The sequence below is a fragment of the Vreelandella sp. 21 genome, from assembly GCF_050995515.1.
GTDB classification, from domain to species: domain Bacteria; phylum Pseudomonadota; class Gammaproteobacteria; order Pseudomonadales; family Halomonadaceae; genus Vreelandella; species Vreelandella alkaliphila.
This window is the reverse complement of sequence record NZ_CP194673.1, coordinates 2,449,537-2,475,040: the sequence shown is the minus strand read 5'-3', so window position 1 is coordinate 2,475,040 and position 25,504 is coordinate 2,449,537. Positions and strand designations below refer to the sequence as shown.

At 54.4% G+C, this 25,504-nt stretch carries 21 protein-coding genes; 5 read left to right on the top strand and 16 right to left on the bottom strand.

Annotation, left to right across the window (positions count from 1 at the left end; all coding sequences use genetic code 11):
• Positions 1–89: 89 nt before the first annotated feature.
• Both ACN06F_RS11635 and dctP read right to left on the bottom strand, forming a co-directional pair.
• Positions 90–632 carry a TRAP transporter small permease subunit gene (locus ACN06F_RS11635; protein WP_038485821.1) on the bottom strand — a complete coding sequence of 181 codons (543 nt, stop codon included), beginning with the start codon at positions 630–632 and terminating at the stop codon, positions 90–92.
• Positions 625–1,644, bottom strand: a complete 1,020-nt coding sequence (gene dctP / locus ACN06F_RS11630; RefSeq protein ID WP_095603242.1) for a TRAP transporter substrate-binding protein DctP — start codon at positions 1,642–1,644, stop codon at positions 625–627. Before dctP ends, ACN06F_RS11635 begins: the two co-directional genes overlap by 8 nt.
• A 616-nt stretch (positions 1,645–2,260) precedes the next feature.
• On the opposite strand from dctP, the gene alr reads away from it, so the two are divergent.
• Positions 2,261–3,520, top strand: a complete 1,260-nt coding sequence (gene alr / locus ACN06F_RS11625; RefSeq protein ID WP_433923940.1) for an alanine racemase — start codon at positions 2,261–2,263, stop codon at positions 3,518–3,520.
• 116 nt (positions 3,521–3,636) lie between these two features.
• Here the strand turns inward: alr and ACN06F_RS11620 are convergent, their stop codons facing one another.
• From ACN06F_RS11620 to hutI, 5 genes are all read right to left on the bottom strand, one after another.
• Positions 3,637–4,983: a Na+/H+ antiporter family protein gene (locus tag ACN06F_RS11620; protein WP_095603240.1), complete on the bottom strand. Its 1,347-nt coding sequence runs from the start codon at positions 4,981–4,983 to the stop codon at positions 3,637–3,639.
• Between the two features lie 75 nt (positions 4,984–5,058).
• Positions 5,059–6,594: a histidine ammonia-lyase gene (hutH, locus tag ACN06F_RS11615; protein ID WP_038485808.1), complete on the bottom strand. Its 1,536-nt coding sequence runs from the start codon at positions 6,592–6,594 to the stop codon at positions 5,059–5,061.
• Positions 6,595–6,620: 26 nt separating this feature from the next.
• The gene (gene hutU / locus ACN06F_RS11610) at positions 6,621–8,300 is read right to left on the bottom strand and encodes a urocanate hydratase (protein WP_433923939.1); all 1,680 of its coding nucleotides are present in this window, start codon (positions 8,298–8,300) and stop codon (positions 6,621–6,623) included.
• Positions 8,301–8,356: 56 nt separating this feature from the next.
• Positions 8,357–9,322: a formimidoylglutamase gene (hutG, locus tag ACN06F_RS11605; protein WP_433923938.1), complete on the bottom strand. Its 966-nt coding sequence runs from the start codon at positions 9,320–9,322 to the stop codon at positions 8,357–8,359.
• Positions 9,312–10,526 carry an imidazolonepropionase gene (gene hutI, locus ACN06F_RS11600; protein WP_433923937.1) on the bottom strand — a complete coding sequence of 405 codons (1,215 nt, stop codon included), beginning with the start codon at positions 10,524–10,526 and terminating at the stop codon, positions 9,312–9,314. Before hutI ends, hutG begins: the two co-directional genes overlap by 11 nt.
• A 341-nt stretch (positions 10,527–10,867) precedes the next feature.
• On the opposite strand from hutI, the gene ACN06F_RS11595 reads away from it, so the two are divergent.
• Positions 10,868–12,190, top strand: a complete 1,323-nt coding sequence (locus ACN06F_RS11595; protein ID WP_253485577.1) for a YjiH family protein — start codon at positions 10,868–10,870, stop codon at positions 12,188–12,190.
• Between the two features lie 49 nt (positions 12,191–12,239).
• On the opposite strand, the gene hutC is transcribed toward ACN06F_RS11595, so the two are convergent.
• A complete protein-coding gene (gene hutC / locus ACN06F_RS11590; protein ID WP_038485798.1) occupies positions 12,240–12,956 on the bottom strand; it encodes a histidine utilization repressor in 717 nt (238 codons plus the stop codon).
• A gap of 174 nt (positions 12,957–13,130) precedes the next feature.
• Between hutC and ACN06F_RS11585 the strand changes: the two genes are divergently transcribed.
• Complete coding sequence (locus ACN06F_RS11585; RefSeq protein ID WP_120386726.1) at positions 13,131–14,102, top strand: GlxA family transcriptional regulator; 972 nt, start codon at positions 13,131–13,133, stop codon at positions 14,100–14,102.
• A 111-nt stretch (positions 14,103–14,213) separates the two neighbouring features.
• Positions 14,214–15,161, top strand: a complete 948-nt coding sequence (locus ACN06F_RS11580) for an ABC transporter substrate-binding protein (protein WP_433923936.1) — start codon at positions 14,214–14,216, stop codon at positions 15,159–15,161.
• Here ACN06F_RS11580 and ACN06F_RS11575 read toward each other — a convergent pair.
• The 5 genes from ACN06F_RS11575 to ACN06F_RS11555 form a co-directional block, all read right to left on the bottom strand.
• The gene (locus ACN06F_RS11575; RefSeq protein WP_287705990.1) at positions 15,152–15,985 is read right to left on the bottom strand and encodes an alpha/beta hydrolase; all 834 of its coding nucleotides are present in this window, start codon (positions 15,983–15,985) and stop codon (positions 15,152–15,154) included. The genes ACN06F_RS11580 and ACN06F_RS11575 overlap by 10 nt on opposite strands.
• 104 nt (positions 15,986–16,089) lie before the next feature.
• Complete coding sequence (locus ACN06F_RS11570; RefSeq protein ID WP_433925116.1) at positions 16,090–17,691, bottom strand: BCCT family transporter; 1,602 nt, start codon at positions 17,689–17,691, stop codon at positions 16,090–16,092.
• 207 nt (positions 17,692–17,898) lie between these two features.
• Positions 17,899–18,354, bottom strand: coding sequence for a thioesterase family protein (locus tag ACN06F_RS11565; RefSeq protein WP_038485783.1), 456 nt, complete (start codon positions 18,352–18,354; stop codon positions 17,899–17,901).
• Positions 18,354–19,310 (bottom strand): L-carnitine dehydrogenase, encoded by a 957-nt coding sequence (locus tag ACN06F_RS11560; RefSeq protein ID WP_120386729.1) that lies wholly within the window; start codon positions 19,308–19,310, stop codon positions 18,354–18,356. The genes ACN06F_RS11565 and ACN06F_RS11560 overlap by 1 nt, the downstream gene beginning before the upstream one ends.
• Complete coding sequence (locus ACN06F_RS11555) at positions 19,307–20,218, bottom strand: 3-keto-5-aminohexanoate cleavage protein (RefSeq protein WP_433923935.1); 912 nt, start codon at positions 20,216–20,218, stop codon at positions 19,307–19,309. Before ACN06F_RS11555 ends, ACN06F_RS11560 begins: the two co-directional genes overlap by 4 nt.
• A 126-nt stretch (positions 20,219–20,344) precedes the next feature.
• Here ACN06F_RS11555 and ACN06F_RS11550 point away from each other — a divergent pair, with 126 nt between their 5' ends.
• Positions 20,345–21,844 carry an amidase gene (locus tag ACN06F_RS11550; protein ID WP_433923934.1) on the top strand — a complete coding sequence of 500 codons (1,500 nt, stop codon included), beginning with the start codon at positions 20,345–20,347 and terminating at the stop codon, positions 21,842–21,844.
• Positions 21,845–21,971: 127 nt separating this feature from the next.
• On the opposite strand, the gene ACN06F_RS11545 is transcribed toward ACN06F_RS11550, so the two are convergent.
• The 3 genes from ACN06F_RS11545 to ACN06F_RS11535 all read right to left on the bottom strand — a co-directional run bounded on the left by ACN06F_RS11545 (position 21,972) and on the right by ACN06F_RS11535 (position 25,504).
• Positions 21,972–23,471, bottom strand: coding sequence for a sodium:solute symporter family protein (locus ACN06F_RS11545; RefSeq protein ID WP_038485770.1), 1,500 nt, complete (start codon positions 23,469–23,471; stop codon positions 21,972–21,974).
• Positions 23,472–23,627: 156 nt separating this feature from the next.
• Positions 23,628–24,020 carry a RidA family protein gene (locus tag ACN06F_RS11540; protein WP_038485767.1) on the bottom strand — a complete coding sequence of 131 codons (393 nt, stop codon included), beginning with the start codon at positions 24,018–24,020 and terminating at the stop codon, positions 23,628–23,630.
• Positions 24,017–25,504, bottom strand: coding sequence for an N-acyl-D-amino-acid deacylase family protein (locus ACN06F_RS11535; protein ID WP_433923933.1), 1,488 nt, complete (start codon positions 25,502–25,504; stop codon positions 24,017–24,019). Before ACN06F_RS11535 ends, ACN06F_RS11540 begins: the two co-directional genes overlap by 4 nt.

The window sequence follows — 25,504 nt, the reverse complement described above, 5'->3', positions numbered from 1 at the left end:
GGGGTGTGTCTCTTATTTTTCACGGTAAAACCACGTTGAAATAGAGCGAGGGTTAAGCAGCACTCTGTTTAAACAGAGTCGGGCTGTATTTAGTCAGCGTCGCTAATGTCGTCTCGCGGATCATCATAGGGAATGCCAAGTAAACGCACGATGGCCCTCACTAGCTCTGCTACGCTCTGCAGAATTAGCAATCCAACGGCAATTGGAATGGTCGCTTTTATCGGCCAAAGCGCTGGACGCCAAATGCTTCGGTTGGAATACTCACCAATTAGCCAGGAGCGGTGGGCAAATTCCACGGCCATGGTGAAAAATACGCTCAGCACCAAGATACCCAGTGAGAACACAATCACGTCACACAACGCCTGCATGCGGAAGGGTAGCAGGCGATAGATGACATCACTGCGCACGTGGCTTTGGTGGCGTAAGGTATAGCTGCCAGCCAGGATACTCAGCGCACCGAAGAACATCGTCGCTAGTTCGTGCCCCCACACAGTGGGGGCATTGAGTACATAGCGAGCGACTACTTCATAGAGCAGTACACCGATAATACCTAGCGTCAGCCAAGCGGTGACTCGTCCGACCCAGTCGGAAAGCCCATCCTGAAAGCGTAGATATCGGTTGATCTTACTCACTCAATCTTCCTTGCGCTTTGGCGTTGTTAATCAAGATTTCAACGGCTTGGGCATTTCGCTCAGAGCGTGCCGCCTCTTCTTCCCAAATCGGCAAAGATGCTTCGGCTAAGCGTTTTGAATCTTCTGCTGGCAGCGTGGCGAATTCAAACAGCTCACCTTCATCGATGATGCGTTGGTTGCCTTCTTCCAGCCAGTTGTGAACGTCTTCCAGGTACTGAGCCAGCTCATCTACCAAAATTTGCTGCTGCTCTTCGCTCATCCGTTCCCAAGTGCGAGGGTTGATGAACGCGTTTTCTGTCCAGCCTGGGTTGAGTAAGTTGATATCGGTGTAGTAGCCCGCCACTTCATTAATTCGTAGCTGTTCGTACTCAACAGGGCCTCCGTAAATGGCACCGTCGATAACGCCAGTCGAAAGCGCGACGTAGAGTTCTTCACCTGGAATAAAGGCTGTTGGAATATCAAATTTTTCCAGCACCGTTGCAATGGAGCTGGTTGCGCGGATGCGCATGCTGGAAAGATCTTCCAGGCTGGAAACAGGCTCTCGGGTGACTAGACCATAATCGCTACCAAAGCCGCGGCCAATCAGCTTAACGCCTTGCTCTTCGTAAGCTTCTGCGATGAGCTCATCAAGACCTTGGTTGGCAAATATATCGTGTGCTTCTTCAGCGCTTACCCATGCTCCAGGTAGGCCCCCTTCGATTGTGCCGATACCCACCGTGCCAGGCCAGTAACTACCTACACCATGGCCGATATCAATGCTCCCACGGGCAACAGCTTCGACAAACTGGTCGCTGCTGACTAGCTCGCCGCCACGGAAAAATTGAATGTTGATAGTGCCATCACTCGCTTCACTTACCCGTTCCCGCAAATCAGCTGCAATCTGATCCACTTCGGTGCCATAAAACGTGTGCATGCGTAACCGAACGGTATCGGCATAGAGCGCTTGGCTAGCCATGATGGAAGCGGCGATGGACGTCGCTAGAGCGCATTTCACGGATGTTGAGAGCTTCATAAAACCTCTTTGTTGATAGCGTTTAGAGTTATAGAGGGCATCCATGCTTCAGTTTCGAAACCATGTTGCACCCCCAGTTTAATCACACGCATGGTGCTCAGGCTATAAAAAATTTCTATAAAATCGTCTAACATCAACATTTTTACATTACGTTGACTAATAGCTAGCCAAGCCTAATCTGTGTCGATATGTTGATTTTTTATTTTATTTCAGATGGTTAGTGTGTTTTATGGCAAAGATTTTCTATCAGGTGTATTGGCAAAACGTTGATAAACGGTGTAGCCAACAGACCGTTTAGTCTGTTAACGGCCTAAGCTCTCTTTGGAAAAGCACTTGAAACGGCACTTGAAACGGCGCTTGGAAGTTTTGCTAGCTTTAATTAGCTTTGGCGCTTGAATACACGCAGACTTGAATACACGCAAAGTAGAAAAGTAGAAGAGTTGCGCCCCGCCGACAGTCAGAGCAATCAGCGAAAGATCTTTCCTTCTCATCAGGTTATTGCGTCCTAGTGCTGCTTTTTTTAATAAACGCGGCACCCGCTATCGTTAAGAATTGTTTAGTAGAGGTAGTGTGAGCAGTGGGGTCTTAACAATGAAAACGAATCAAGGATCTGATAATGAAATATCCACTAACCCTGTTAGCTGCCGCTGTTGCTGCCACCGTTACTACTACCAGCTATGCGGCGCCGTTGCTGAGCGACCAAGCATTGCTCGTTGATAGCCCAGAACACTTGAGTGCCAATGCCTGGGTAGAAATCTCGCAATCGGCTTTTGAAGGGAACGTGCGCGGTGTTCTGGAATTATTGGGCGAAGAAGCGGAGCTTTGCGCCATTATGAAAGCCGATGCCTACGGTCACGGCATTGCTAATTTAATGCCTTCCGTGATCGCGTTAGGTATTCCTTGTATTGGTGTGGCAAGTAACGAAGAAGCGCGGGTTGTTCGGGCGTCTGGTTTCGATGGGCGTTTAATGCGCGTGCGCAGTGCGACACCAGAAGAAGTGCGCGGTGCCTTCGATTACGGCATGGAAGAGCTATTCGGGGATATAACAGCCGCCCGCCAAGCATCCAGCGATGCAGCTGAGGCGGGGGTAACACTGCGCTATCATTTGGGTCTGAATGCTGGCGGTATGGGGCGCAATGGCATGGCGCTTGATAGTGAAGCAGGACGCCAGGAAGCGTTAGAGCTTCAAGACTTAGCGTCGTTAGAGCTGGTGGGCATCATGACCCACTTTGCCTTTGAGGACGAAGATTTTGTTCGCCAGGGGCTGGAAGCGTTTCACGAGCAAAGTGACTGGTTAATTGAGACGGCTAACCTGGATCGCGAGGCGCTAACGCTTCACGCCGCCAATTCATTTACCACCATGGAAGTGCCTGAAGCTCGCCTTGATATGGTACGCCCGGGTGGCTTGCTGTATGGCGATCTACCCCATTATGAGCAGTTCAAGCCGGTGATGTCGTTTCGCACGCGGGTAGCATCGGTCAACGATTACGCGCAAGGCAGTGGCGTTGGCTACGATAATGTCAGGGTGTTGGAGCGCGATAGCTTATTGGCGAATTTACCTGTTGGCTATTCTGACGGCTACCGCCGTGTTTTCAGTGACGCTGCCTTTGCACTGGTCAACGGTGAGCGAGTGCCGGTCATGGGAAGAGTGTCGATGAACACGACCATGGTCGACGTGACGGATGTCGAGGGAGTGGCAGCGGGTGATGAAGTGGTGCTTTACGGGCTCCAGGGTGACGAGCGAATTACTATTGGTGAACTTGAAGACCTCAATAGCGCGCTACTCGCCGACCTTTACACGGTGTGGGGAAACTCCAACCCGAAGGTGTTGCGTCCAAGCGATAGCGATACAGGTACAGGTAGTGATAGCGAGTAATTATTGCCAATAAAGGTAGTAATGTACTGTGTTTGCTGACGAAGCCACCCCGCTCAACTGAGCGGGGTGGTTTCGTTTTGGGGGATGGTTATTGCGCTGAAAAGCGGGGGTGCGCGTTATAGGATCATGGCGGCTATCCAGCCAAAGGCAATCAGCGGGATATTATAGTGCAAGAAGGTCGGTACAACGCTGTCCCAGATATGGTCGTGCTGGCCGTCGGCATTGAGACCGGCGGTTGGGCCAAGCGTTGAGTCGGAGGCCGGGGAGCCTGCATCGCCCAAGGCGGCTGCGGTGCCTACCAGCGCCACGGTGGCTAGCGGCGAAAAGCCAAAATTCAGCGCAAGGGGTACGTAAAGTGATGCGATGATTGGGATTGTTGAGAAGGACGAGCCGATACCCATGGTAATGAAAAGGCCCACAAGCAGCATAATCAATGCCGCTAATCCCTTGTTATCACCAATTATCTCTGTAGAACTGCTGACCAGCGCTTCAACCTCGCCACTGGCCTGCATCACACTGGCGAAGCCCGCCGCGGTGATCATGATGAACCCAACCAAGGCCATCATACGCATGCCCTCGGTGAAGATACCGTCCTGTTCGTGCCAGCGGAAGACGCCGCTTAAAGAGAGCAGAGCAAAGCCAAAGATCCCCCCCAGCACCATTGAACCGGTGTAGAGCTGAACGGCCACGGTGCCAACCAGTGCTATTGCCAGTACCGCTTTTTGCCAACCTTTTAAATGCTGGGCCGCTTGTGCTGGGGTTTCATCACCCTTGGCCAGGTCTCGGTCTTGGTAGTTACGCCCTTTGCGATAGCTAAACAATACGGCTACGGCAAGGCCCAATGCCATGCCACCAATAGGAATCACCATTGCCATGGGGACCATCTGACGGGTGATCTCCAGTCCAAATTCGGCACCACTTTCATTGAGGTTGGTGAGCAAAATATCGTTCAGAAAGATAGCGCCAAACCCTACTGGTAACAGCATATAGGGGGCGGTAATGCCGAAGGTAATCACGCAGGCGACGAGACGGCGGTCGAGCTGGAGGTGATTCATTAGCTTCAGTAACGGCGGAACCAATACAGGAATGAAAGCAATGTGTACCGGAATAAGGTTCTGAGAACTGACCGCGGCGGCCAATAGGGCGGCCAGCAGGGTATAGGTCACCATACGGCGACTGCTGCCAGAATCATCAACATGAAAACGCGCAATGGCACGGTTTGCCATTACTTCGGTGATGCCCGAGCGTGATAGCGCGACGGCGAAAGCGCCCAGCACGGCATAGGCCAGGGCCACAGTAGCGCCGTTGCCGAGACCGTCGTTAAAGGCATCAAGGATGGCATTGATGGGCATGCCCGCGTAAAGCCCACCCACCAACGTTGCGACGATTAAGGCAAAGACAACGGAAACGCGAGCCAAGCTGAGGCTGACCATCACTAAAATGGCCAAAACGATAGCATTCATGGATAGCTACTCTTGTCGTTGGAATTGAATGCGAGAGTTTCCCGCCACCCCTCGTAGCGGGAAAACGAGTGTCATTTAACGTTGGCTTGGCAGGGTGCCAGGCCGAATAAGCGGGCTCAAAGCTCTGCTTGCCAACAGCTCGCTTGCGGCTTCAATGTCTGGCGCAAAGAAGCGGTCCTGTTCGTAGTGGGTGACATGTTCACGCAGCAACTGCTTGGCTTGTTCCAGCGGTGCAGTGGTGGTTAAGCCGTGGCGCATATCCAGCCCCTGGCAGGCGCCGAGCCATTCAATGGCGAGAATGCCACGCACGTTATCGGCCATTTCCCATAAGCGTTTGCCAGCCGCTGGGGCCATGGAAACATGGTCTTCCTGATTGGCTGAAGTGGGCAGGCTATCCACACTGTGCGGGTGCGCTAGGGCTTTATTTTCACTGGCAAGCGCGGCTGCAGTTACCTGGGCGATCATAAACCCAGAGTTGACGCCGCCTTTCTCGACCAGGAAGGGCGGCAACTGGGACATGTGTTTGTCCATCATCAGCGAGATGCGTCGTTCCGCCAGTGAGCCAATTTCGGCAATCGCCAAGGCTAAGTTATCAGCCGCCATGGCCACCGGCTCGGCATGGAAGTTGCCGCCGGAGATGATGTCGTCGGTGTCTTCAAATACCAGGGGGTTGTCGGATACCGCGTTGATTTCTACGGCCAGTATGTCGGCAACATGGCGAATTTGGGTAAGCGCAGCGCCCATCACCTGCGGCTGGCAGCGCAAGGAGTAAGGGTCTTGCACTTTATCGCAGTTGGCGTGGGAGTTGCCGATGTCGCTGCTCTCGCCGAGTAAATGTCGGTAGGCCGCCGCCGCATCGATCTGGCCACGTTGGCCACGTACTTCATGAATGCGCGCATCGAACGGTGAGCGCGACCCTAGGGTGGCTTCAACTGTCAGTGAGCCGCAAACCGTGGCGGCAGCATAGAGGTCTTCGGCATCGAACAGGCCGCGTAGCGCGTAAGCCGTTGACACCTGGGTGCCATTGAGCAGCGCGAGACCCTCTTTCGGAGCTAGTGCAATCGGGCTAAGACCGGCGACTTTTAGCGCTTCTTCGGCACTGAGCCACTCGCCTTTGTAGCGTGCTTTGCCTTCACCAATCAGTACCACACTCATATGGGCCAGCGGCGCTAAGTCACCAGAGGCACCCACAGAGCCTTTGAGCGGAATATGCGGATACACCTCGGCGTTAATCAATGCGATAAGGGCATCAAGCACTTCACGACGAATACCAGAAAAGCCGCGTGCCAGGCTGTTAACCTTAAGCACCATGATGAGCCTGACCAGGCTGTCGTCCATCGCTGCACCCACGCCGGTGGCATGGGAAAGTACCAGCGAGCGCTGCAGTGCTTCCAGGTCTTCATCGGCGATACGTGTTTGAGCAAGCAGCCCAAACCCGGTGTTAATACCGTAGACCGTGCGGTTTTCCTCGACCACACGATTGACGCAATCGACGCTTTTTTGGATCGCCTCGTCAGCACTGCTAGGCAGGCTGACCGTGACGGGGGATTGAAAGACCTGGCGCGCTTGCGCCAGTGTCATTTTGCCGGGCTGAATATCGAGATGGGTCATTATTAGTGCTCCTTGTAGTTGTTGAATTAGCTCTTCAGCATCGGCAAGTCGAGGCCGTTTTCACGGGCAGATTGTTTGGCAATGTCGTAGCCTGCATCGGCATGTCGCATAACACCAGTACCCGGGTCGTTGCGCAGCACGCGGCCAAGTCGTGCGTGGGCATCATCGGTGCCGTCGGCGACGATAACTACCCCAGAGTGCTGGGAGTAGCCCATGCCGACACCACCACCGTGGTGTAGCGAGACCCAGGTCGCGCCACCGGCGGTGTTAAGCAGGGCATTCAGCAGCGGCCAGTCGGAGACGGCATCGGAGCCATCCATCATCGCCTCGGTCTCGCGGTTGGGGCTAGCCACGGAACCGGAGTCCAGGTGGTCACGGCCAATCACGACGGGTGCTTTAAGCTCTCCGTTTTTGACCATCTCGTTGAAGGCTTGACCAAGACGCGCACGATCTTTCAGGCCGACCCAGCAGATACGCGCCGGAAGGCCTTGGAAACTGATGCGTTCCCGGGCCATATCCAGCCAGTTGTGCAGGTGCGGGTCGTCGGGGATCAGCTCTTTGACTTTTTGATCGGTTTTGTAAATGTCTTCCGGGTCGCCTGATAGCGCGGCCCAGCGGAAGGGGCCAATTCCTTGGCAGAATAAGGGGCGGATATAGGCGGGTACAAAACCAGGGAAGTCGAAGGCATTTTCAACGCCTTCTTCTTGAGCCATTTGGCGAATATTGTTGCCGTAATCGAAAGTGGGCACGCCCATCTTCTGGAAGTCGAGCATGGCTTGTACATGCACTGCCATCGATTGCTTGGCCGCTTTTACGGTGGCTTGTGGTTGTGATTTACCACGTGCCACGTACTCTTCCCAGGTCCAGCCTGCAGGTAAGTAGCCGTGTAGCGGGTCGTGGGCGCTGGTTTGGTCCGTCACCATATCGGGTTTTACGCCGCGTTTGACCAACTCAGGCAGCACATCCGCCGCATTCGCACACAGGCCAATCGAGACGGCTTTGCCTTCAGCGGTATAGCGTTCGATGCGCGCTAACGCATCGTCGAGATCGTCTGCTTGCTCATCTAAATAGCGCGTGCGCAGGCGGAAGTCGATGCTGGTTTGCTGACACTCGATATTCAGCGAGCAGGCACCAGCCAGGGTAGCGGCGAGCGGTTGAGCGCCCCCCATGCCACCCAGGCCTGCAGTGAGAACCCAGCGGCCTGTCAGGTTACCGTCGAAGTGTTGGCGGCCTGCTTCCACAAAGGTTTCGTAGGTGCCTTGGACAATGCCTTGAGAGCCGATGTAAATCCATGAGCCAGCGGTCATTTGGCCGTACATCATTAGGCCTTTACGATCCAGCTCGTTGAAGTGTTCCCAGTTGGCCCAGGCGGGAACCAGGTTGGAGTTGGCAATAAGTACCCGCGGGGCATCTTTATGGGTTTCAAATACGCCTACCGGTTTGCCGGATTGCACCAACAAGGTTTGCGTATCTTCCAGGCGCTGCAGAGTCTCAACGATTTTGTCGTAGCACTCCCAATCACGCGCAGCGCGGCCAATGCCGCCGTACACCACCAAGTCCTCGGGGCGTTCAGCCACGTCAGGGTGGAGGTTGTTCATTAGCATGCGCAGCGGTGCTTCAGTCAGCCAGCTTTTGCAGCTGAGTTGGCTACCGATGGGAGCAGCAATCTTACGGGAAGCGTCGTGACGTTTATCGTTTGGTAACATGATTTGGTTCCTCTGATTTGGCGGTTTTTTGTTAGTTGATTCGTTAATGCAAGGCGCTAGGTGTCGAGCGCTAACTGAAAGACAATCCGTGCTGCCGCGCGGGCAGTACGGCTATCGATATCGTGATCGGGGTTTAGCTCGGCGAGATCAGCTAAGCGGAGCTTGCCGCTGTCGCGAATGGCCTCAAGCAGTGGTTCAATCAGTGCGAGTGAGACGCCGCGAGCGGCGGGAGCACTGACCCCAGGGGCCTCCCCAGCGGGCAGTACATCCAGATCGATGGTCAGATAGAGGTGATCGCAACGCACCATGAAGCGCTCCAGGTCGCGCCGAATGCACTCAAGGTGTGCCGGTTGAAATTCCCGGTCTTCACGAACCATGACGCCGAGTTCTGCTGCGCGACTAAACAGCGCGCGCGTGTTTGCAGCGCGGCTTACGCCTAAGCAGGCGTAGCGAAACGGCCAGCCGCGCTTGGCGCATTCATCAGCAATTTGCGTAAAGGGGGTGCCCGAAGAGCGCACATGAGAGGGATCGCGCAGATCGAAGTGGGCATCAAAATTGATAATGCCGATGCGTGGTGCTTTTTCACCGTTATCAGCGAGATGCTGGGCAAGCCCCAGCCAACTGCCGTAGGCCACCTCATGGCCGCCACCTAGCACAACGGGAAAGTGTTCAGCCTTAAGTAACGCTGCTAATCGGTCGGCGAGGGCTTGTTGGGCGGTTTCTAGGGCATCGCCTTCGCAGCGTACATTTCCCGCATCATAGGCTGGGCCTGTGCGGTGCCACGCCAGCGGTGCCAGCGCTTTACGCAGCGCCGAAGGGCCTTGTGCGGCACCGGTACGTCCCTGGTTTCTGGCTACACCTGCATCGCTTTCAAAACCTAATAAAGCACAGCCCGGCGCTGCCGTTGGGCTGAGCGGTTGGATCTTTTGATGCCAACGCTCACTGTTGGGCTCAGGGTCTGTTCGGCCCGTCCAGAGTGACATGTCGAGTTCAGTGGCAGTGGCTTTACTGTTAATGGCCATGGGTAAGCACCCCTTGGAACATGCGCTGACGAAGGCGGCCTGGTTGTACGGCGTAAGCGAGCTCGGCGGGTGCATCGATATCCCATACACAGAGGTCGGCTTCTGCACCTTCGTGGATGCGCCCTTTGCCCGATAGGCCTAGCGCAGTTGCCCCATGAGCGGTCATGCCCGCCAGTGCCTCTTGGGGAGTCAGGCGGAACAGCGTGCAGGCTAGGTTGAGCATTAGCGTGGGCATAAACAGTGGGGAACTGCCGGGGTTGGCGTCGGTTGCCACCGCCATCGGGACGCCCGCGGTGCGCAGCGCCGCAATCGGCGGTTGTTGCGTTTCACGGAGGGTATGGAAAGCACCTGGCAGGATTACTGCCACACTACCGGCCTCACGCATGGCAGCGATGCCAGTGTCATCCAGGTACTCAATGTGGTCAGCAGATAGTGCTCCGTGGCGCGCGGCCATGGCCGTTCCGCCCAGGTTAGAGAGCTGTTCGGCGTGTGCCTTTATGGGTAGGCCGTGGGCCTCGGCGGCTGCAAACACTCGCTCGCACTGTTCCACCGAGAAAGCGATTTTTTCGCAGAACACATCAACGGCATCAGCCAGGTCTTCAGCCACTGCTGCGGGGATCATTTCCTGGCAGACAAGATCGATATAGCCGTCGCTGTCATCTTTGTATTCTGGGGGGAGGGCATGGGCGCCCAACAGCGTCGTGACGACGTTGACTGGCAGCATCTTGCCGAGACGGCGCGCGACACGCAGCATCTTGAGTTCATCTTTGACAGTAAGCCCGTAGCCAGACTTAATCTCCACGGTGGTAATGCCGTCGGCAATCAGTGCTTCAAGGCGCGGTTTAGCGAGCCTTAGCAGCTCATCTTCACTAGCCTCACGCGTGGCACGAACGGTACTGAGAATGCCGCCACCGCGTTTAGCAATCTCTTCATAGCTAGCCCCTTCAAGCCGCGCTTCAAACTCTTCAGCCCGAGAACCGCCAAATACAAGGTGGGTGTGGCAATCCACAAGACCAGGGGTCATCACACCGCCACTGCCCATCTCTGTGCAGTTATTGGCGAGTTGCTCGTCGAACTCACTCATGGGCGACAAGGTGATGATGTGTGCCCCTTCGGTAATAACGGCCATGCGGTCGGGCAATGTCCGCAAGCCATCGAAGACGCTGATATCGCGCCAGAGGCGACGATCCGTTGCATTCGGCATGAGGAGCTCCTTTCAAAGGCGATGTGCAAAAATTTATTTTCAAATCTTAATGTATATACAATTAAGGTCAATATGAGCCGATTCGTCAAGCTGCTTGTTACAAAATAGAGGGAAGGGTGAAATGCATGAAAAGATGAGGTTTTGTTGTTTTTGGTATTTTAAACAGTTTGTTATGTGTTTTTTGATGTTAATGAAGACTGTTTTTAGTCTGATTCATTAGACTAATGTCTATTTATATTGGCTGGTGGTGCTCTTCAATTGGTGTGTATATGTATATACATTAAGTGTTGAAGATACGTGGAAGGCTCTTTAAACGCTGTTACATAACAAGAGGCATGCTCATGCTCCCTCCCAATACTACAACCCGTCAGCGGCCCAGCGCCGCGCTGATCCTCAAACTGTTTTTGCCAAGTGCGCTGGGGATTTTGATTTTCTTCGTGCCTGTCGAAATTGGCGGTCGCAGCACTATATTGCTCGATCATATGGTGACCGGTGCCCGGAGCTGGCTAGGAGATGCAAGTGGCTTCTATGCGCTGGCGCTGATTGCCGCTGGGGCTGCGTACCCGTTGATTCGAGGCTACTGGAATCGAAACGTTACCGAGCGCATTTTTACCGCACTAAAATTGCTCGGGGTAATGGCTGCCCTGATGGCGCTGACTGGCTGGGGGCCTGCCTTTCTGCATGAGCCAGATATGCTGCCTTTCCTGTTTGAGAAGCTGGTGATTCCCGTTGGTTTGATCGTTCCTATTGGCGCGATTTTCCTGGCCTTGTTGATCAGCTATGGGTTGCTTGAGCTTATTGGCGTGCTGGTTCAACCCGTAATGCGGCCCATTTGGCGAACGCCAGGACGCTCGGCAATCGATGCGGTCGCTTCATTCGTGGGCAGTTACTCTATCGGATTATTGATTACCAACCGGGTGTATCAGGCGGGGCAGTATTCCGCGCGGGAAGCGGCCATTATCGCCACGGGTTTTTCGACTGTCTCGGCGACGTTCATGATTATTGTGGCGCGCACGCTGGATTTAATGGCGGTGTGGAACGCCTATTTTTGGCTAACGTTATTGATCACGTTTATCGTCACGGCTGTCACCGTTCGTTTGCCGCCCTTATCGCGTATAGATGATAGTGCTGAAGACGGGGAACCTACGGCGGTAGCAGGCAAACGCTTGCTAACGGCATGGCATACCGGGTTGGAAGTGGCCGCCCGCGCACCGGCGTTGCATAAAAGTGTCGCAATTAACTTTAAAGAAGGGCTAGTGATGGCGATTAGCATTCTGCCTTCGATCATGTCGGTGGGTTTGCTAGGCTTGCTTGCGGCTAAATACACGCCGCTATTTGAGTGGCTGGGTTGGTTGTTTTACCCCTTTGTGGCCGTGTGGGGCATTGCTGATGCGGCTGCGCTTGCCCAGGCATCCGCTGCTGGCCTTGCCGAAATGTTTTTACCGGCACTGTTAATGGCAGAAGCGGACTTTGTTTCGCGTTTTGCTGCAGGCGTTGTATCAGTATCCGCTGTGCTGTTCTTCTCAGCCTCAATTCCTTGCATTCTTTCTACGAGCATTCCGCTTTCTGTAGGGCGCATGGTGGTGGTGTGGTTTATTCGCGTTGCATTAAGCTTGATGCTCGCCGTACCCACCGGGTATTTGGTACAAGCGCTTATTAGCTAGGTCTTTACCATATAGGTCTTTACCAGCTAAGTTTTTACCATCTAAGTCTTTATGACGCTTGGCGATGCACCGAGGAGCGCAGCTTGTAGCGGTCGCCTGGATGCAGTAAACGGGCATAGCTGATGAGCTGCTCGCCTGACCACGTGCGTCGTACCATACTCAGGCAGGGGGTTGCGGTATCAATAGCAAGCCAATCGGCAGTTTGCTGGTCGACAAGCACAGCTTCAACAGTGTGCTCTACGTCAGTAATCGGGCAGGCCGCTACCAATACTTCATTGGGTGTGTGCAGTGAGAAGTCGCTGGTTAAGTAGTTGGGTACCCAGCGAGGGTTAACATAACGGTTTTCAAGCTGAATAGGTGTGTCGTCTTCCAAATGCACCAGCAGCGTTTGAAACACGCGGCTACCCAAGCGAACGCCTAGCCGCAAAGCGACTTCGTCATCCGCTTCAATGGCTTCACATACCAGTACGTGATTACTGTAATGGTGCCCCCTGAAGCGCACTTCATCGGCAATGTTGTAGACCTCGACCAGCGACGACTCTGCCTTGCGATCTGTCACGAAGGTACCTAACCCAGGCTGGCGTGTAAGGTAGCCTTTTTGGACGAGATCACGAATCGCTTTATTAGCCGTCATTCGGCTTACCCCAAAATCTCGGGCAAGCTGCTCTTCGGGAGGGATCTGGTGGTGTGCTTGCCAGGCACCGCCCTGGATTTTTTCTAACAGGTGCTGCTGTATTTGCAGATAAAGTGGAGGAGCGCTGGTCATGAAGTGCCTTTCAAATGAATCTAATGTCTAACCATCTCCAGTGTACCTTGTGCAAAGGCCCAGGGCATCCTGTTGCTGGTTGGGCGTGTATTATGTACAAGGATTCATTGGCGTTGCCTGATTCGCTTAGTAATCGTCAGCATCGATAAGAAAGCGCTTATTTTAGGAGTTATTTTGCGCCTTAACTATTCTGGATCACTGCCAGAGCGCGTTGGTTTTTTATTATTACCGCGCTTTTCAATGATGGCATTTTTTTCTGCGGTAGAGCCGTTACGAATAGCCAATCGGATCAGCGGCCAAACGCTGTTTGAGTGGACGCTATTTAGTCGTGATGGTGAGCCTGTCACCGCAAGCAATGGTATGACGCTATTAGTCGATCAGTCGATGGGCGAGGGTCTCGACCTGCCATCGTTGGCGGTGTGTAGCGGCTTTGAGCCTGAAGATCATTTAAGCCGAGCGCTCATTTCATGGCTGCATCGGCTTGATCAAGCCGGATGTGCCCTGGGGGGGTTGGACACCGGAGGCTTTATATTAGCCGCCGCTCAGTTATTGAAGGGAGAGCGAATCACCTTGCACTGGGAGAGCTTGCCGGTATTCCGTGAGCGTTTTCCAACGATTGAAACAACCGACGAGTTATTTGAGATCGGGGAGCGACGTTTTTCCTGTGCGGGGGGAGCCGCAGCCATGGACATGGCCTTAGCAGTGATCGCCAGGCGTCACGGAACCAAGCTGGCGGTTGATGTTTCCGAGCAGCTTATTCACGAGCGTTTACGTAGCCGTAGCGATCAGCAGCGAATGTCGCTAGCTCAGCGTTTAGGCACCCACAATCGGCGTTTGGTCGAGGCCGTTGCACTGATGGAGAGGCATCTAGAAGAGCCTCTTCCATTGGCTGATATTGCCCACCGGAGTGGTGTGTCATCTCGCCAGTTACAGCGGCTTTTTGAACAGCACTTGAATGTATCTCCTCGCCAGTGGTATCAGCAACTTCGCTTACGCCGTGCCCAGCGGTTGTTGACGGAGACCGATATGAGCGTACTTGCCATAGGTGTGGCCTGCGGCTTTACTTCTAGTTCGAGCTTTGCCCGTGCGTTCCGTGCACACTATGGCCGCTCACCGATTGAAGCGCGCCAACAAGCAGATAGTTGAGTGTTCTCGGAGTGACTGTCGCTTTGTGTTTAAGTAATGTCGCTTTGTGTCGTTCCTGCTGCGGCTTAGCAGGCAAACTGATGTCGTATATCGATAAAAGAGGACATTACAATGAAGAACGCACACGGTGGTTTAAAGAGTATTTACACGCTTGGCGCCGCAGGACTGGCAGCGCTTGCGATTGCTGGTCCTGCCGCCGCTGAACTTGACGAAGTAAGTTTGGGCGTCCCCCCTTGGCCAGGTGTCACCGTGAAATCTGAAGTGGCAGCGCAACTGATGGAAGCGATGGGCTATCAAACAAGTCAGCGTGATTTGGCCGTAAGCGTTATTCTTGAGGGGCTAGCGCGTAACGATGTGGATGTTTATCTAGGGGGCTGGTACCCGGTGCAAACCGATATGGTTGAGCCACTGGTTGCTGATAATAAAATTGAAAAGCTGGTCTCCAATATCCAGGGGGCGAACTCTGGCCTGGTGGTTCCTCAGTACGTTTACGATGCCGGTGTGACATCGGTGGCCGACCTGGACGCCTACCGTGACCGTTTCGACGGTGATATTCAGGGCATCGAGGCGGGCACCGGGATTAACACGGCCATTCTGGCAGCTATTGATAATGATATTGCAGGCTTAGGAGACTGGCGTCTGCGTGAAAGCTCCACCGCCGCTATGTTGGCGCAGGCAGAGCAAAAGATGGCGGATGAAGAGTGGGTGGCCTTTGTTGGTTGGGAGCCCCATTGGATGAACGTCAGTTTCGACATAGCTTATCTGGATGATGCCGATGAGGCGGGCATTGCCCAAATTGAGAGCACTGTTTGGACTATCGTTCCGGCCAATATGGCTGAAGATGATCCCCAGCTGCATCGTTTTCTTTCACAGTATGTAGTGGATATTGAGGATCAAAACGCGTGGGTGCATGACTACAGCTATGAGGATCGTCCCGCCAACGAGGTAGCGTCTGAGTGGATTAGCGCTAATTTAGACACGGTAGAGACATGGCTGGATGGCGTGACGACTAAAGATGGGCAGCCAGCGATACAGGCGGTACGTTCGACTTACCAGTAACCAATATTTCGTGTTAACCGTTTGTTAAGCGCTTGGCAAAAATCTTGCCAAGCGCTTTGCATTTCAGGCAGGTCCGCGTGGGCATGCAATGCCGCATGAACCATGTTTTTTGCACAGCGATAGCCTACCGGCATACCGTTGTTCCTCCAGTCCGCAATGGCTTTTTCGAGCGGTGCGGTCAAAGGGTCGTGCTCAACTGAAAGAACCTCAATCTGCGTTTCCGGTGGAAGTGTATCGAAGTGGTTCCCAATCCACGGGCAGTAGGGAATGAGTGACAAGACATCATGTCGGCTAAGTAACGGCGCATCGGCCCCCAGCGTTTGCTGGTTTAGTTTGCCGACCGGCGGATAGATAAGTCCTAGGGGCACGCAACGGTGCAGTAAGGGCGCTAAATCTATGGCTATGCGACCGCCAGCGCTGTCACCTACTACTGCGATGGGCTTTATAACCTCAGCGACCTTGAGGCAGTCTTCTAGCATGTTGTGGTAGCCCGCCTCCGGCGCTAAGCGATAGCTGACACTGATAACGTGGCGCTTTAGCTGCTCTGCAAGGCTTGCTGCAACGCCATGATGGCTGTCGATAGACCCCAGGGTAAATCCCCCCCCGTGAATGTATAGCACTTGGCCAGACTCAGCGGATGCAGGGATAAAGTGTCGGAGGGCTACGCTTTCCCAGGTTTCGTCAGTGATTGTCATGCCTGACGGATTAGGCGGCGCAAACGTTTGACATAATTGATCGTAGCGCTGTCGTGCTACTGCAGGAGAGCCATTTTCGATATCTTTTAAGCCCGCATCGAAGCGGGTTATAAAAGCGTTTATGTCCATTAGCGGCTCCACCAGTCAGTCGTTACTGCGTTGGTTTGATGCTGTCTCTCACTGACAGTCAGGCGCTGCCGTTAAGCACGCCTGATGTCATCGGGATGGTTAGGTCAGCGTCTTTTGCGTCGTCCATCGAGCGTCTCGCGGAATAGCGAAAGTAGTACACCTGCGGTCATCACGAGTACAACAACACTTAGCGGTAAGGCAGCAGCAATAAGCGCTGTTTGCAGTGCGTTCAGGCCTCCGGCAACCAACAACACTGCCGCCACCAAACCAATCACCACGCCCCAGAACACTCGGAAGCGTTTAGGCGGTTCATTGTCACCTAATGATAAAATGGTGGTCAGCACTAACGTGCCGGAGTCTGAAGAGGTGACAAACCAGCTCATTAGCAGAAATACCATCATGGCAGAGAGTATCCAGCCAAACGTGCCGCTGCCGACAATGCCATCAGCCGTGGCAAACAGTGCTGAGGGTAGGTTCCAAGCGTTAACCAGCTCAATAATACCGGCGCTACCTGGGCCATTCGTTGCATATAACTCCTGATACATGGCGTTGCCGCCAAAGATGATCAGCCAAACAAAAATGATCAGGGTAGGTACTAACAGAACGCCCAATACAAACTCGCGTAACGTACGTCCTTTAGAAATTCGGGCGATGAAAAGACCGACAAAGGGAGCCCAGGCTAGCCACCAGCCCCAGTAGAAGATTGTCCAACCCTGTTGCCAAGCGGCGGTTCCTTCCTCATCAGCGTACCAAAGTCCCATGGGAATAAAATTGATAGCGTAGTCGAGCATGGTTTCGCCGAACGCCATGATGAGCCACAGCGTGGGGCCTGCAATTAGGAAAATGCTCACGACCACTAGGGACACCCAGATATTCATCTCGGAGATAAGACGAATACCGCCGCGTACGCCGGATACGGCTGAGAGTATTGAGATAACTGAAATACCCGCGATAAGTATTAACTGGGTATTTAGTCCTGGGTCGACACCTATTAGCCGTTCTAAGCCAACGGCCATTTGGCTAACCCCAAGCCCTAGCGAAGTAGCGACGCCAAAGACGCAGCCGAGCACCCCAAGGATATCAAACAGGTGGCCGATAGGGCCGAAGATGCGTTCGCCTATAAAGGGGTAAAGCGCCGAGCGCAGTGCTAGCGGCAACCCTTTTCGATAAGCAAAATACGCCAGCGACATACCGACAATCACATAGATGGCCCAGCCGTGAAGGCCCCAGTGAAAAACGGTAACGCGTAACGCATCGATAGCGCGCTCGTGACCGATGGCGACGGCACCGGCCATATCGGCATGGGGGTTGTTGGGGTAGCCAAACGCACCGGTATCGTCAAGATAAAAGATTGGCTCTGCGACGCCAAAAAACAGGATGCCAATGCCGATACCTGCTGAGAAGAGCATCGAGAACCACGCAAAGTTACTGAACTCTGGGCGGCTGTCGTCAGCGCCAAGCCTTACGCTTCCATAGCGACTGAAGACAATGAAGGCGCAGACCGCTAGTAGCAGCATCACGGTAATCAGGTAATAACCGCTAAACGTGCTCTCAATCCAGGCGCGTGTTGCTCCGAACACGCTGCCAGCTGTATCTGAGCCAAGCCCGGTGAAAAGTACGAAGAGCAGCACTAGGCCGCTAGCACTTAGCGTCATTCCCTTGTGCATGCCTTGGAAGAAACCGCCTTGGGCGAGCTCTGTCACCATGTAGTCTGTACTGAGTTCGGCCTTGGGTGAGTTGTTATGCGAAGGCGGCGTGGATCGATGAGGGGGAGTTGGCGTAGCGATATGCTTGTCCTCTTGGGCCGGACGTCGGGCCGGCAATCCCGGTCAACCGTCCGTGCTGGCGGACGGTTCTCATTATTTTTAGTTTTGCTTTGCTATGTGGTTTTGCTATTCCGTTTTGCCGTGTCGTTATCGCCGTATGGCAATTGTGCGGTTAGCCAGCTCTGGCCATGTTGATGGCGCTGCTAAAGGTAACGCAGAGATGGCTTCCTCAACGGGGGATGGGAAAGGCGCAGGGCGAGCGGTATCGATATCAATGCCCATCAGCATCTGCTCGCTGGTGGCTAGCAGGTTGCCTGCTTCATCATTCAGCTTGAAAAAGACATGCAGGCGCTTGTTATCGCGATCCAGCAGGGTCAGCTCCACGCCGAGTGGCTGTCCTTCATGGGCCTCGCGGCGATAACAAAGATGCGTCTCAAGGGTGTAAATGGTATAGCCATGGCGGGCACGACCGGAGGTGTCCAGGCCGATATGTTCCATGAGTGCTTCTACCGCAAGTGAGAATACTCGGGCATATTCGGCATCGTTCATATGGCCGTTGTAGTCGACCCACTCCGAGGCAACGCGGCTTTGTAAAATAATCATTAAATACGTCCTTCCAAGCCTTCGGCTTCAGGCCAATATTTTTGTACTAAGCCGAGCAGTTCTACCAGAAAGTCATCACGGCGGCGATCCAGCTCGGCCACTGAGCGACCAGCGGCTTGATGCTCGCAGCCTTCTACCACGCGATCAATAAGCTCGTTGGTAAGCTCGGGAGCTTCAAGCTTTGTCCACGGTAGTTTTAACGCTGGACCGAACTGTTCAAGCATATGGCGCATCCCTGACTCGCCACCAGCCAAATGAAAGGTGAGAAAGGTGCCCATTAGTGACCAACGCAAACCACAGCCGTAGACGACGGCGGCATCTATCTCTTCGGTTGTCGCCACGCCATCATTGACTAGGTGCAGCGCCTCACGCCAGAGCGCTTCCATCAGGCGGTCAGCAATATGCCCCTCAATTTCTCGGCGCACGACCAGTGGGCGCATGGCGAGTGCTTGGTATCGCGCATGAGCACGCTCTAACTCGTCAGGCGTGGTGGCTTCTCCGCCAACGAGCTCCACTAGCGGTAGCAGATAGACCGGGTTAAAGGGGTGAGCCACGATAACTCGCCCAGGAGCATTGTGGCAGTCTTGCTGCAAGTCGCTGGGTTTAAAGCCAGATGTGGAAGAGCCGATAATGACGTGCTTTTCCGCAGCTGAATCCAGCGCCGCAAGCATTTCGCGCTTAAGCTCAAGTCGCTCAGGTACGTTTTCCTGAATTAAGTCAGCGCCAATAACCGCCTCTTCTACACTATCGACGAACCGTAAGCGTTTTGGGTTAGCGCTTTCTGCCAAGCCAAGACGCTGTAAAGAGGGCCAGGCATTGTCAATAAAGGCACGCGTGCGATCGGTTGCATTGGGGTCTGGGTCAAAGGCCACGACATCCCAGCCTTGTGCCAAGGCGCGAGCAATCCAGCCATTGCCAATGACGCCGGTTCCTATCACGCTAAGTTGGCGGCTCATACGTCACCTCCCGCGCTGATATTCCCGGTGTGTGGATCGCGTAGGGACAGGTGAGCGCGTGTCTCTGCAGGTGTCATCACTCGGCCACCAAGGTTGTCGATGACAGTGGCGGCTTTCTCAACTAATTGCCCATTAGTCGCCATTACGCCCTTTTTAAGATAAAGATTATCTTCAAGACCGACGCGGGCATGGCCGCCTAGTAGAACCGCCTGAGCCACCATGGGCATCTGATGTCGACCGATGCCGAAAGCTGCCCACTGAGCGTTTTCTGGCAGTTTATTGCGCATGGTCAACATCGTTTCAGTATCGGCTTCAGCGCCCCAGGGAATGCCCAAGCAGAGTTGATAAAGAGGATCGCCATCGATCAGCCCTTCCTGCTGTAGCTGGCGTGCGAACCAAACGTGGCCCAGGTCGAAACATTCAAGCTCTGGTTTGACGCCAGCAGCCTGCACCAGGCGGGCGTGCTCGCGTAGCCAGTCGGCAGGGTTTACGTAGACCATATCGCCAAAGTTGAGGCTGCCGCAGTCTAGGGTGCAGAGTTCGGGCAAAAGCTCACCGACTGGCTCATGGCGTTGGGCGGGCGTTTGAATGTCCGTGCCGGGGCCACCGCGGGTGGGAGCCTGAGCGTCAGGAATCCAATCTCCGCCTCCACCGGCGGTAATGTTCATGACGATATCCACCTCGGCCTCGCGCACACGCTGCATCACCTCACGAAAATGCTCGAGAGAGTGGCTGATGCCGCCGGTTTTAGGGTCACGTACATGAATATGGGCCACGCTGGCACCGGCTTTTGCGGCGGTAATACAGTCGTTCGCGATCTGTTCGGGCGTGATAGGAACATTGGGGTTCTTGCTTGTGGTGTCACCTGCGCCGGTGACAGCACAGGTCAAAATAACGTTGCGGTTCATTGGCCGCTCCTTGACAGTAGCGATGGAAAACGTACTTAAGTATGGCGAGATAGCGAGATAGCGATTGTCATTAAGCGACGCTAGATGCGCATAAAGCGTCGTTGTTAATTAAACGGAGTTAATGCGATGCAACTTAAGGACTACCAGAAGTACGACGCCACCGGTCTTGCTGAACTCATTCGCCGCCGAGACGTCAGCCAGACTGAGGTATTCGACGCGGCGGTGACTGCGATTGAAACGCTTAACCCATCTCTTCATGCGGTGGTTAGAACGCGCTTCGACAAAGCGAAACACGAGCGTGACCAAGTGTCGGCAAACTCGATATTTGCTGGTGTCCCAACGTTAAGTAAAGATCTATTGATGGCATTAGCGGGTGAGCCGCTGGCATTCGGAAGTTCATCATTATCAGCGTGGTGTCCTAAGCAAGATTCGCTGCTTATTCAGCGTGTGCGGATGGCAGGGTTAGTGGTGGTGGGGCAAACGGCCACGCCGGAATTAGGACTAATGGGGATTACAGAACCTAAGGCATTTCCCCACCCGCAAAACCCATCTCGAAAGGGCTATTCCCCAGGCGGCTCAAGCGGAGGTGCAGCAGCGGCGGTCGCTAGCGGAATGGTGCCTATTGCACTGGCAGGCGATGGCGGTGGTTCTATCCGCATTCCTGCCAGTTATTGTGGTTTGTTCGGTTTTAAACCTTCTCGCGGGCGGGTGCCGTTAGCGCCTGCCCACGGTGAAGTCTGGCAGGGCGCGGTGGTCGAGCACGCCATCACCCGTAGCGTGCGCGATAGTGCAGCGTTGCTAGAACAGATTAACGGCATGGCACCTTCTGGCCCTTACCCAGTGCCGCGGGAAACGGGCTATGTGGATGCCTTATCAGCCTCCACTAAGCCGCTACGCATCGCCGTGTCGCTGGGTAATTTTTTAAGTTACGGACTGGATACCCAATTAAGTGCAGATGTGAAAATAGCCGTTGAGAAAGCCGCTAAGGCACTGGCCGACATGGGTCACGAGGTGGAGTGGTGTGACCCACCGGTTGATGGTGATGCCTTGGCCGACAGTTACCTGACGCTCTACCTTGGCCATTTAGCCGCTGACCTTCAGTGGGTAAGCCAGCAAACCGGTGTGCCGGTGCATCGGTTAGCCATTGAGCCGTCTACCCGCGCCGTTGGTAGGCTGGGCGCTAAGCTTTCGGCAAAAGATTACGAGCTAGCAAAGCGCTATTGGCACGAGGCTGCCGAGCAGATGAGCCAGTTCCACCAGCGTTATGATGCTCTGGTATTGCCGGTAGCCGCGGATACTGCTCCCAAAATAGGCGAGCTTTATCCCTCTGCGGCTCGCGAGCGATTAATGTCTCTGTTAGCGGTTCCTGGTGCATCAGCGCTGGCACTGAAAGCGGGGGTGTTAAAGCACCTGGCGGTGGATGCGCTTAGCCGTACCCCGTTTACGCAATTGGCGAATCTTACCGGCCAGCCTGCTATGTCGGTACCTTTCCATGTGGCGGCCAATGGGTTGCCCGTTGGGGTGCAAGTGGTAGGGCGCCTGGGTGAGGATAAGCAACTGCTACAGCTGGCGGCAGATATGGAGCGACATGGTGATTGGCAGTGTCGTGTAGGCCAACATTGCTGAGTTACGTGGTGTAGAGCTTGCGGTGCGGCAGTTAACCGCTCGATAACCCATTCTTACTCTTCAGCATATAAAAGCCCCGCTGAGGTAATTCATCAGCGGGGCTTTTTGGCGCACTACTGGCTAACAATTAGCGAGATGTAGCGGGCACTTCATCACTGGTGAGTGTTGGCTCGGGCACTTGCTCCATTCGCTGGCGCTCTTGGTCAAGAATCGCTAGCGCCTGCTCTGGGGTAACGCGGGAAGCGGTTGTCACTAGACTTACCATCACGCCTGCTACCAGTGCTACAAGCACCGCCGGAATGCTTGGGTTACCCCAGAAGGCTGTCCAGTCGCTATTGGCGATAATCGTTAAAGAGGTCACCGACGCGCAAATTAGCGTGGCAATCGCGCCCTGCCAGTTGTAGCGGGGCCAGAAGCGTCCGAGCATGGCACTCACAAACAGCCCTGAAAGAATTGTCGAGATCATGCGGGTGATGTAGGTGATGACATTATCCGAGGCTAGTGCGAACAGCAGTGCCAGACCAATGGTTGCTACGAGTGCAATACGTGAAAAACGTACTACATTTCGTGCGGAGGGCGTACGGCCCGTTGCCAGCACATACAGGTCACGAATCAGCGTGGAAACGCCGGCAATCGCATCGGAGCTTGCACTCGACATGGTGGCGGAGAGGCCTGCTACCAACAGCAGTAAGCCCAGTCCAAGCGGCATAATTTCAGTGGCTAGAAAAGGGAAGGCGTAGTTGCTGTTTTCTAGCCCAGGATTAAGCGCGTGGGTGGCCATACCAATAATCGCAGGAATGATCGAAAAGCCCAGGTAGAGCGCGCCTGTAATTAAGAACGAACGGCGTACCGAACCCACTGATTTACCTGAATAAATGCGCTGACGAAAAGAGGGTGTTGCCAGTACGCCGATAGCAATAACGGCGGCAAGAGATAGCGCCGGTAGTCCGCCAATCTGACCAATGCCTAGAAAGCTCGTGGCACCCGCATCCATACCCGCCGTAAGCCCTGAGAAGCCGCCAACCTCTACTAGCGCCAGCACTGCCATCAAGATAAAGCCCGCGAACAGTACGACCGCTTGAATAGTGTCAGTCCATATCACCGCGAAATAACCGCCGACCACGCAGTAAATGCCGAAGCCCAGAGCAACCAGAATACGCGCAGTAGTTAGATCAATACCCGCCATCCAAGAGAGATAAAGGCCACCGCCAAGAATATGGGCGCCCAGCCAGCCTATACAGGCAATATAGATAAGTAACGCGACCACATTGCGCACCAGCCGGTTGGCGCCGACGTAATAGGCGAGTTCCTCGCTCATGGTCATAAAACGCAGCTTACGAACGGGGGCAAAACACACGGCGAGTAGTAAAACTCCAATCGCGCCGCCAATGCCATATAGAGCACCTGCCCAGCCGTTGGCGTAACCGAACCCAACGGCACCCATACTTGAACCAGTACCTACCATGGTAGCAACCGTGGTGCCGACGGTAAGAAAGAGCGGTACGCTTCGCCCGCCGAGTAAGAAGTCGTCGCCGCTGCCCCGTTTGTGTCTTGAAACCCACCAGCCAAACACAATCATGGCGACGATGTAGAGCACAAAGGTGGTAAGGAATAGTTGGCTGTTCATGTTAACCTCTTATCGTTGTTGATCCGGCCGTTGCCGCGGCCGGAGGTAGGCAATGGAAGCGATTACCGCAGGGCTTTTATCTGAATCACGCGGTAATCTGGCGCTGTGCCCTTGCCGGGGTACGGCGCTTTTTTTGTGGTAGTTATTTTTAGGTGCTTAGGCGCGATCAGCGCGGAAGCACTTCACGTCAACCTCAACTTTGCAATCCACCACCAAGTCTTGAACGCTGCAGATGCGTGCCGGTGGGTTGTCGCCAAAGACCTCCTTAAACACTTTGTTGAAAGAGCTGAAATAGCGCGCATCGGTGAGCACGGTGGTGACATGTACGACATCTTCAACGCCGTAACCAGCTTCATGCATAATGGCCAGACAGTTGTTGAAGGCGAGGCGAGTCTGCTCAACAATGCCGCCTTCAACGACTTCGCCATCAGTCATGGGGGTTTGGCCGGAGACGTATAGCCAGCCACCTGCCTCTACAGCGCGGGCAAAGGGCAGCTTCTGACCGCCGGTGCCTACGCCGCCTTCGGTGCCGTATCGCGTAATGCTCATGAGGTTTGCTCCTGGTTGGGTTGAAAGGTGGGAATGGATTGCAAAATGCGCTCTGTTCTGCGCAGCATCCTGCCAGCGCGTTGGTCTGAAATTGTGCCCTGGTGATAGGCGATTTTGCCGTTCACTATGACCATTTCGATGCCTCTAGCGGCCGCAATAGGGGTCTCGTAATTGGCTGTATCTTCAAGAGTTTTCAGATCAAAAAGGGTGAGGTCTGCGTAGGCGCCTATGCGGATCACGCCGCGATCTGTTAAGCCAAAATTAGCTGCCGAAAGGCTGGTCATTTTGCGCACCGCTTCGGCCAGCGGCATTAGCTTTAAATCGCGGCTGTAGTGAGCCAGTACACGCGGAAATGCACCCCAGAGGCGCGGGTGAGGGTGCGGGTCGTTCGGTAAACCATCGGAACCGACCATGGAGAGCGGGTGCGCTAACACTTGCTGCATATCCGCTTCACTCATGTTGTGGTAAACCGCCCCCGCCGGCTGTAATTGCTTGGCAGCGTCTAGCAGTGGCACTTCCCATTCGGCGGCGACCTCTTTTAACGGGCGGCGCGCCTGCTCTGGGTGCGGTGTCGACCAAGTAATGGTGATCTCAATCTCATCTGTCACTTGGCCGAGGTCGAGAGTGGAAGAGCCAGCGGTGTAGGGGTAGCAGTCGCAGTGAGCATGCTGATGTTGGGCGGCTGCCTCTAATTTACCCAACGCCTTACCAGCGCCTCCCCAATTACCCGCGCCTGCGCATTTAAGATGCGAGATCACCAGAGGCACCTGGCCACTGCGAGCAGTGGCAAATGCTTCGTCCATGGCATCTAGCAGACCTGCAAACTCATCACGAAGATGGGTTGTATAGACGCCGCCTGATTTCCCAACGGCGGCCACGAGGGGGGCCATTTCGGTGGTCGGCGCGTGTATCGCGTTGCGGTAGGCAAGCCCCGAACTAAGCCCCAATGCACCTTCATCCAACGCTTGGCTTAGCAACGCTTCCATGTTGGCAATTTCTTCTCGATTCGCAGGCCGGGAAAAGCTATCCATTACCTGGCTGCGTAGACTGGTATGCCCCACCAAGGCGGCGACGTTAATACTTGGTGCGGCAGCGTCCACGGCGTTGGCATAGGCGCTGAAGCTTGGATAGCGAAAGTCTTCTAGCTTGCCCAATAAATTCATGGGGTCGGGAACTTCGCTAGCGAGCGTCACGGGACTCGCGCTGATTCCACAGTTGCCCACCACCACCGTCGTTATTCCTTGTGTCAGCTTTGGCAGCATTTCTGGAGTACGAATAACATTGGTGTCGTCGTGAGTGTGGACGTCAATAAAGCCAGGGGCCAGATAGCACTCTTGTGCGTCAATAATGGTGTTGGCGGTGGCGTAGGGCATGTCACCGATGGCGCAGATACGTTCGCCTTGAATAGCCACATCGGCACGAAAATGGGCTGCGCCGGAGCCATCCAATACGTTGGCGTTACGAATCAGCAGGTCGTAAACCAT

Excerpts from the sequence above, each read along its gene's own strand:
- dctP (WP_095603242.1), bottom strand. The coding sequence starts at position 1,644 with ATGAAGCTCTCAACATCCGTGAAATGCGCTCTAGCGACGTCCATCGCC.
- alr (WP_433923940.1), top strand. The coding sequence starts at position 2,261 with ATGAAATATCCACTAACCCTGTTAGCTGCCGCTGTTGCTGCCACCGTT.
- ACN06F_RS11620 (WP_095603240.1), bottom strand. The coding sequence starts at position 4,983 with ATGAATGCTATCGTTTTGGCCATTTTAGTGATGGTCAGCCTCAGCTTG.
- hutH (WP_038485808.1), bottom strand. The coding sequence starts at position 6,594 with ATGACCCATCTCGATATTCAGCCCGGCAAAATGACACTGGCGCAAGCG.
- hutU (WP_433923939.1), bottom strand. The coding sequence starts at position 8,300 with ATGTTACCAAACGATAAACGTCACGACGCTTCCCGTAAGATTGCTGCT.
- hutG (WP_433923938.1), bottom strand. The coding sequence starts at position 9,322 with ATGGCCATTAACAGTAAAGCCACTGCCACTGAACTCGACATGTCACTC.
- hutI (WP_433923937.1), bottom strand. The coding sequence starts at position 10,526 with ATGCCGAATGCAACGGATCGTCGCCTCTGGCGCGATATCAGCGTCTTC.
- ACN06F_RS11595 (WP_253485577.1), top strand. The coding sequence starts at position 10,868 with ATGCTCCCTCCCAATACTACAACCCGTCAGCGGCCCAGCGCCGCGCTG.
- hutC (WP_038485798.1), bottom strand. The coding sequence starts at position 12,956 with ATGACCAGCGCTCCTCCACTTTATCTGCAAATACAGCAGCACCTGTTA.
- ACN06F_RS11580 (WP_433923936.1), top strand. The coding sequence starts at position 14,214 with ATGAAGAACGCACACGGTGGTTTAAAGAGTATTTACACGCTTGGCGCC.
- ACN06F_RS11575 (WP_287705990.1), bottom strand. The coding sequence starts at position 15,985 with ATGGACATAAACGCTTTTATAACCCGCTTCGATGCGGGCTTAAAAGAT.
- ACN06F_RS11570 (WP_433925116.1), bottom strand. The coding sequence starts at position 17,691 with ATGGTGACAGAGCTCGCCCAAGGCGGTTTCTTCCAAGGCATGCACAAG.
- ACN06F_RS11565 (WP_038485783.1), bottom strand. The coding sequence starts at position 18,354 with ATGATTATTTTACAAAGCCGCGTTGCCTCGGAGTGGGTCGACTACAAC.
- ACN06F_RS11560 (WP_120386729.1), bottom strand. The coding sequence starts at position 19,310 with ATGAGCCGCCAACTTAGCGTGATAGGAACCGGCGTCATTGGCAATGGC.
- ACN06F_RS11555 (WP_433923935.1), bottom strand. The coding sequence starts at position 20,218 with ATGAACCGCAACGTTATTTTGACCTGTGCTGTCACCGGCGCAGGTGAC.
- ACN06F_RS11550 (WP_433923934.1), top strand. The coding sequence starts at position 20,345 with ATGCAACTTAAGGACTACCAGAAGTACGACGCCACCGGTCTTGCTGAA.
- ACN06F_RS11545 (WP_038485770.1), bottom strand. The coding sequence starts at position 23,471 with ATGAACAGCCAACTATTCCTTACCACCTTTGTGCTCTACATCGTCGCC.
- ACN06F_RS11540 (WP_038485767.1), bottom strand. The coding sequence starts at position 24,020 with ATGAGCATTACGCGATACGGCACCGAAGGCGGCGTAGGCACCGGCGGT.
- ACN06F_RS11535 (WP_433923933.1), bottom strand. The coding sequence starts at position 25,504 with ATGGTTTACGACCTGCTGATTCGTAACGCCAACGTATTGGATGGCTCC.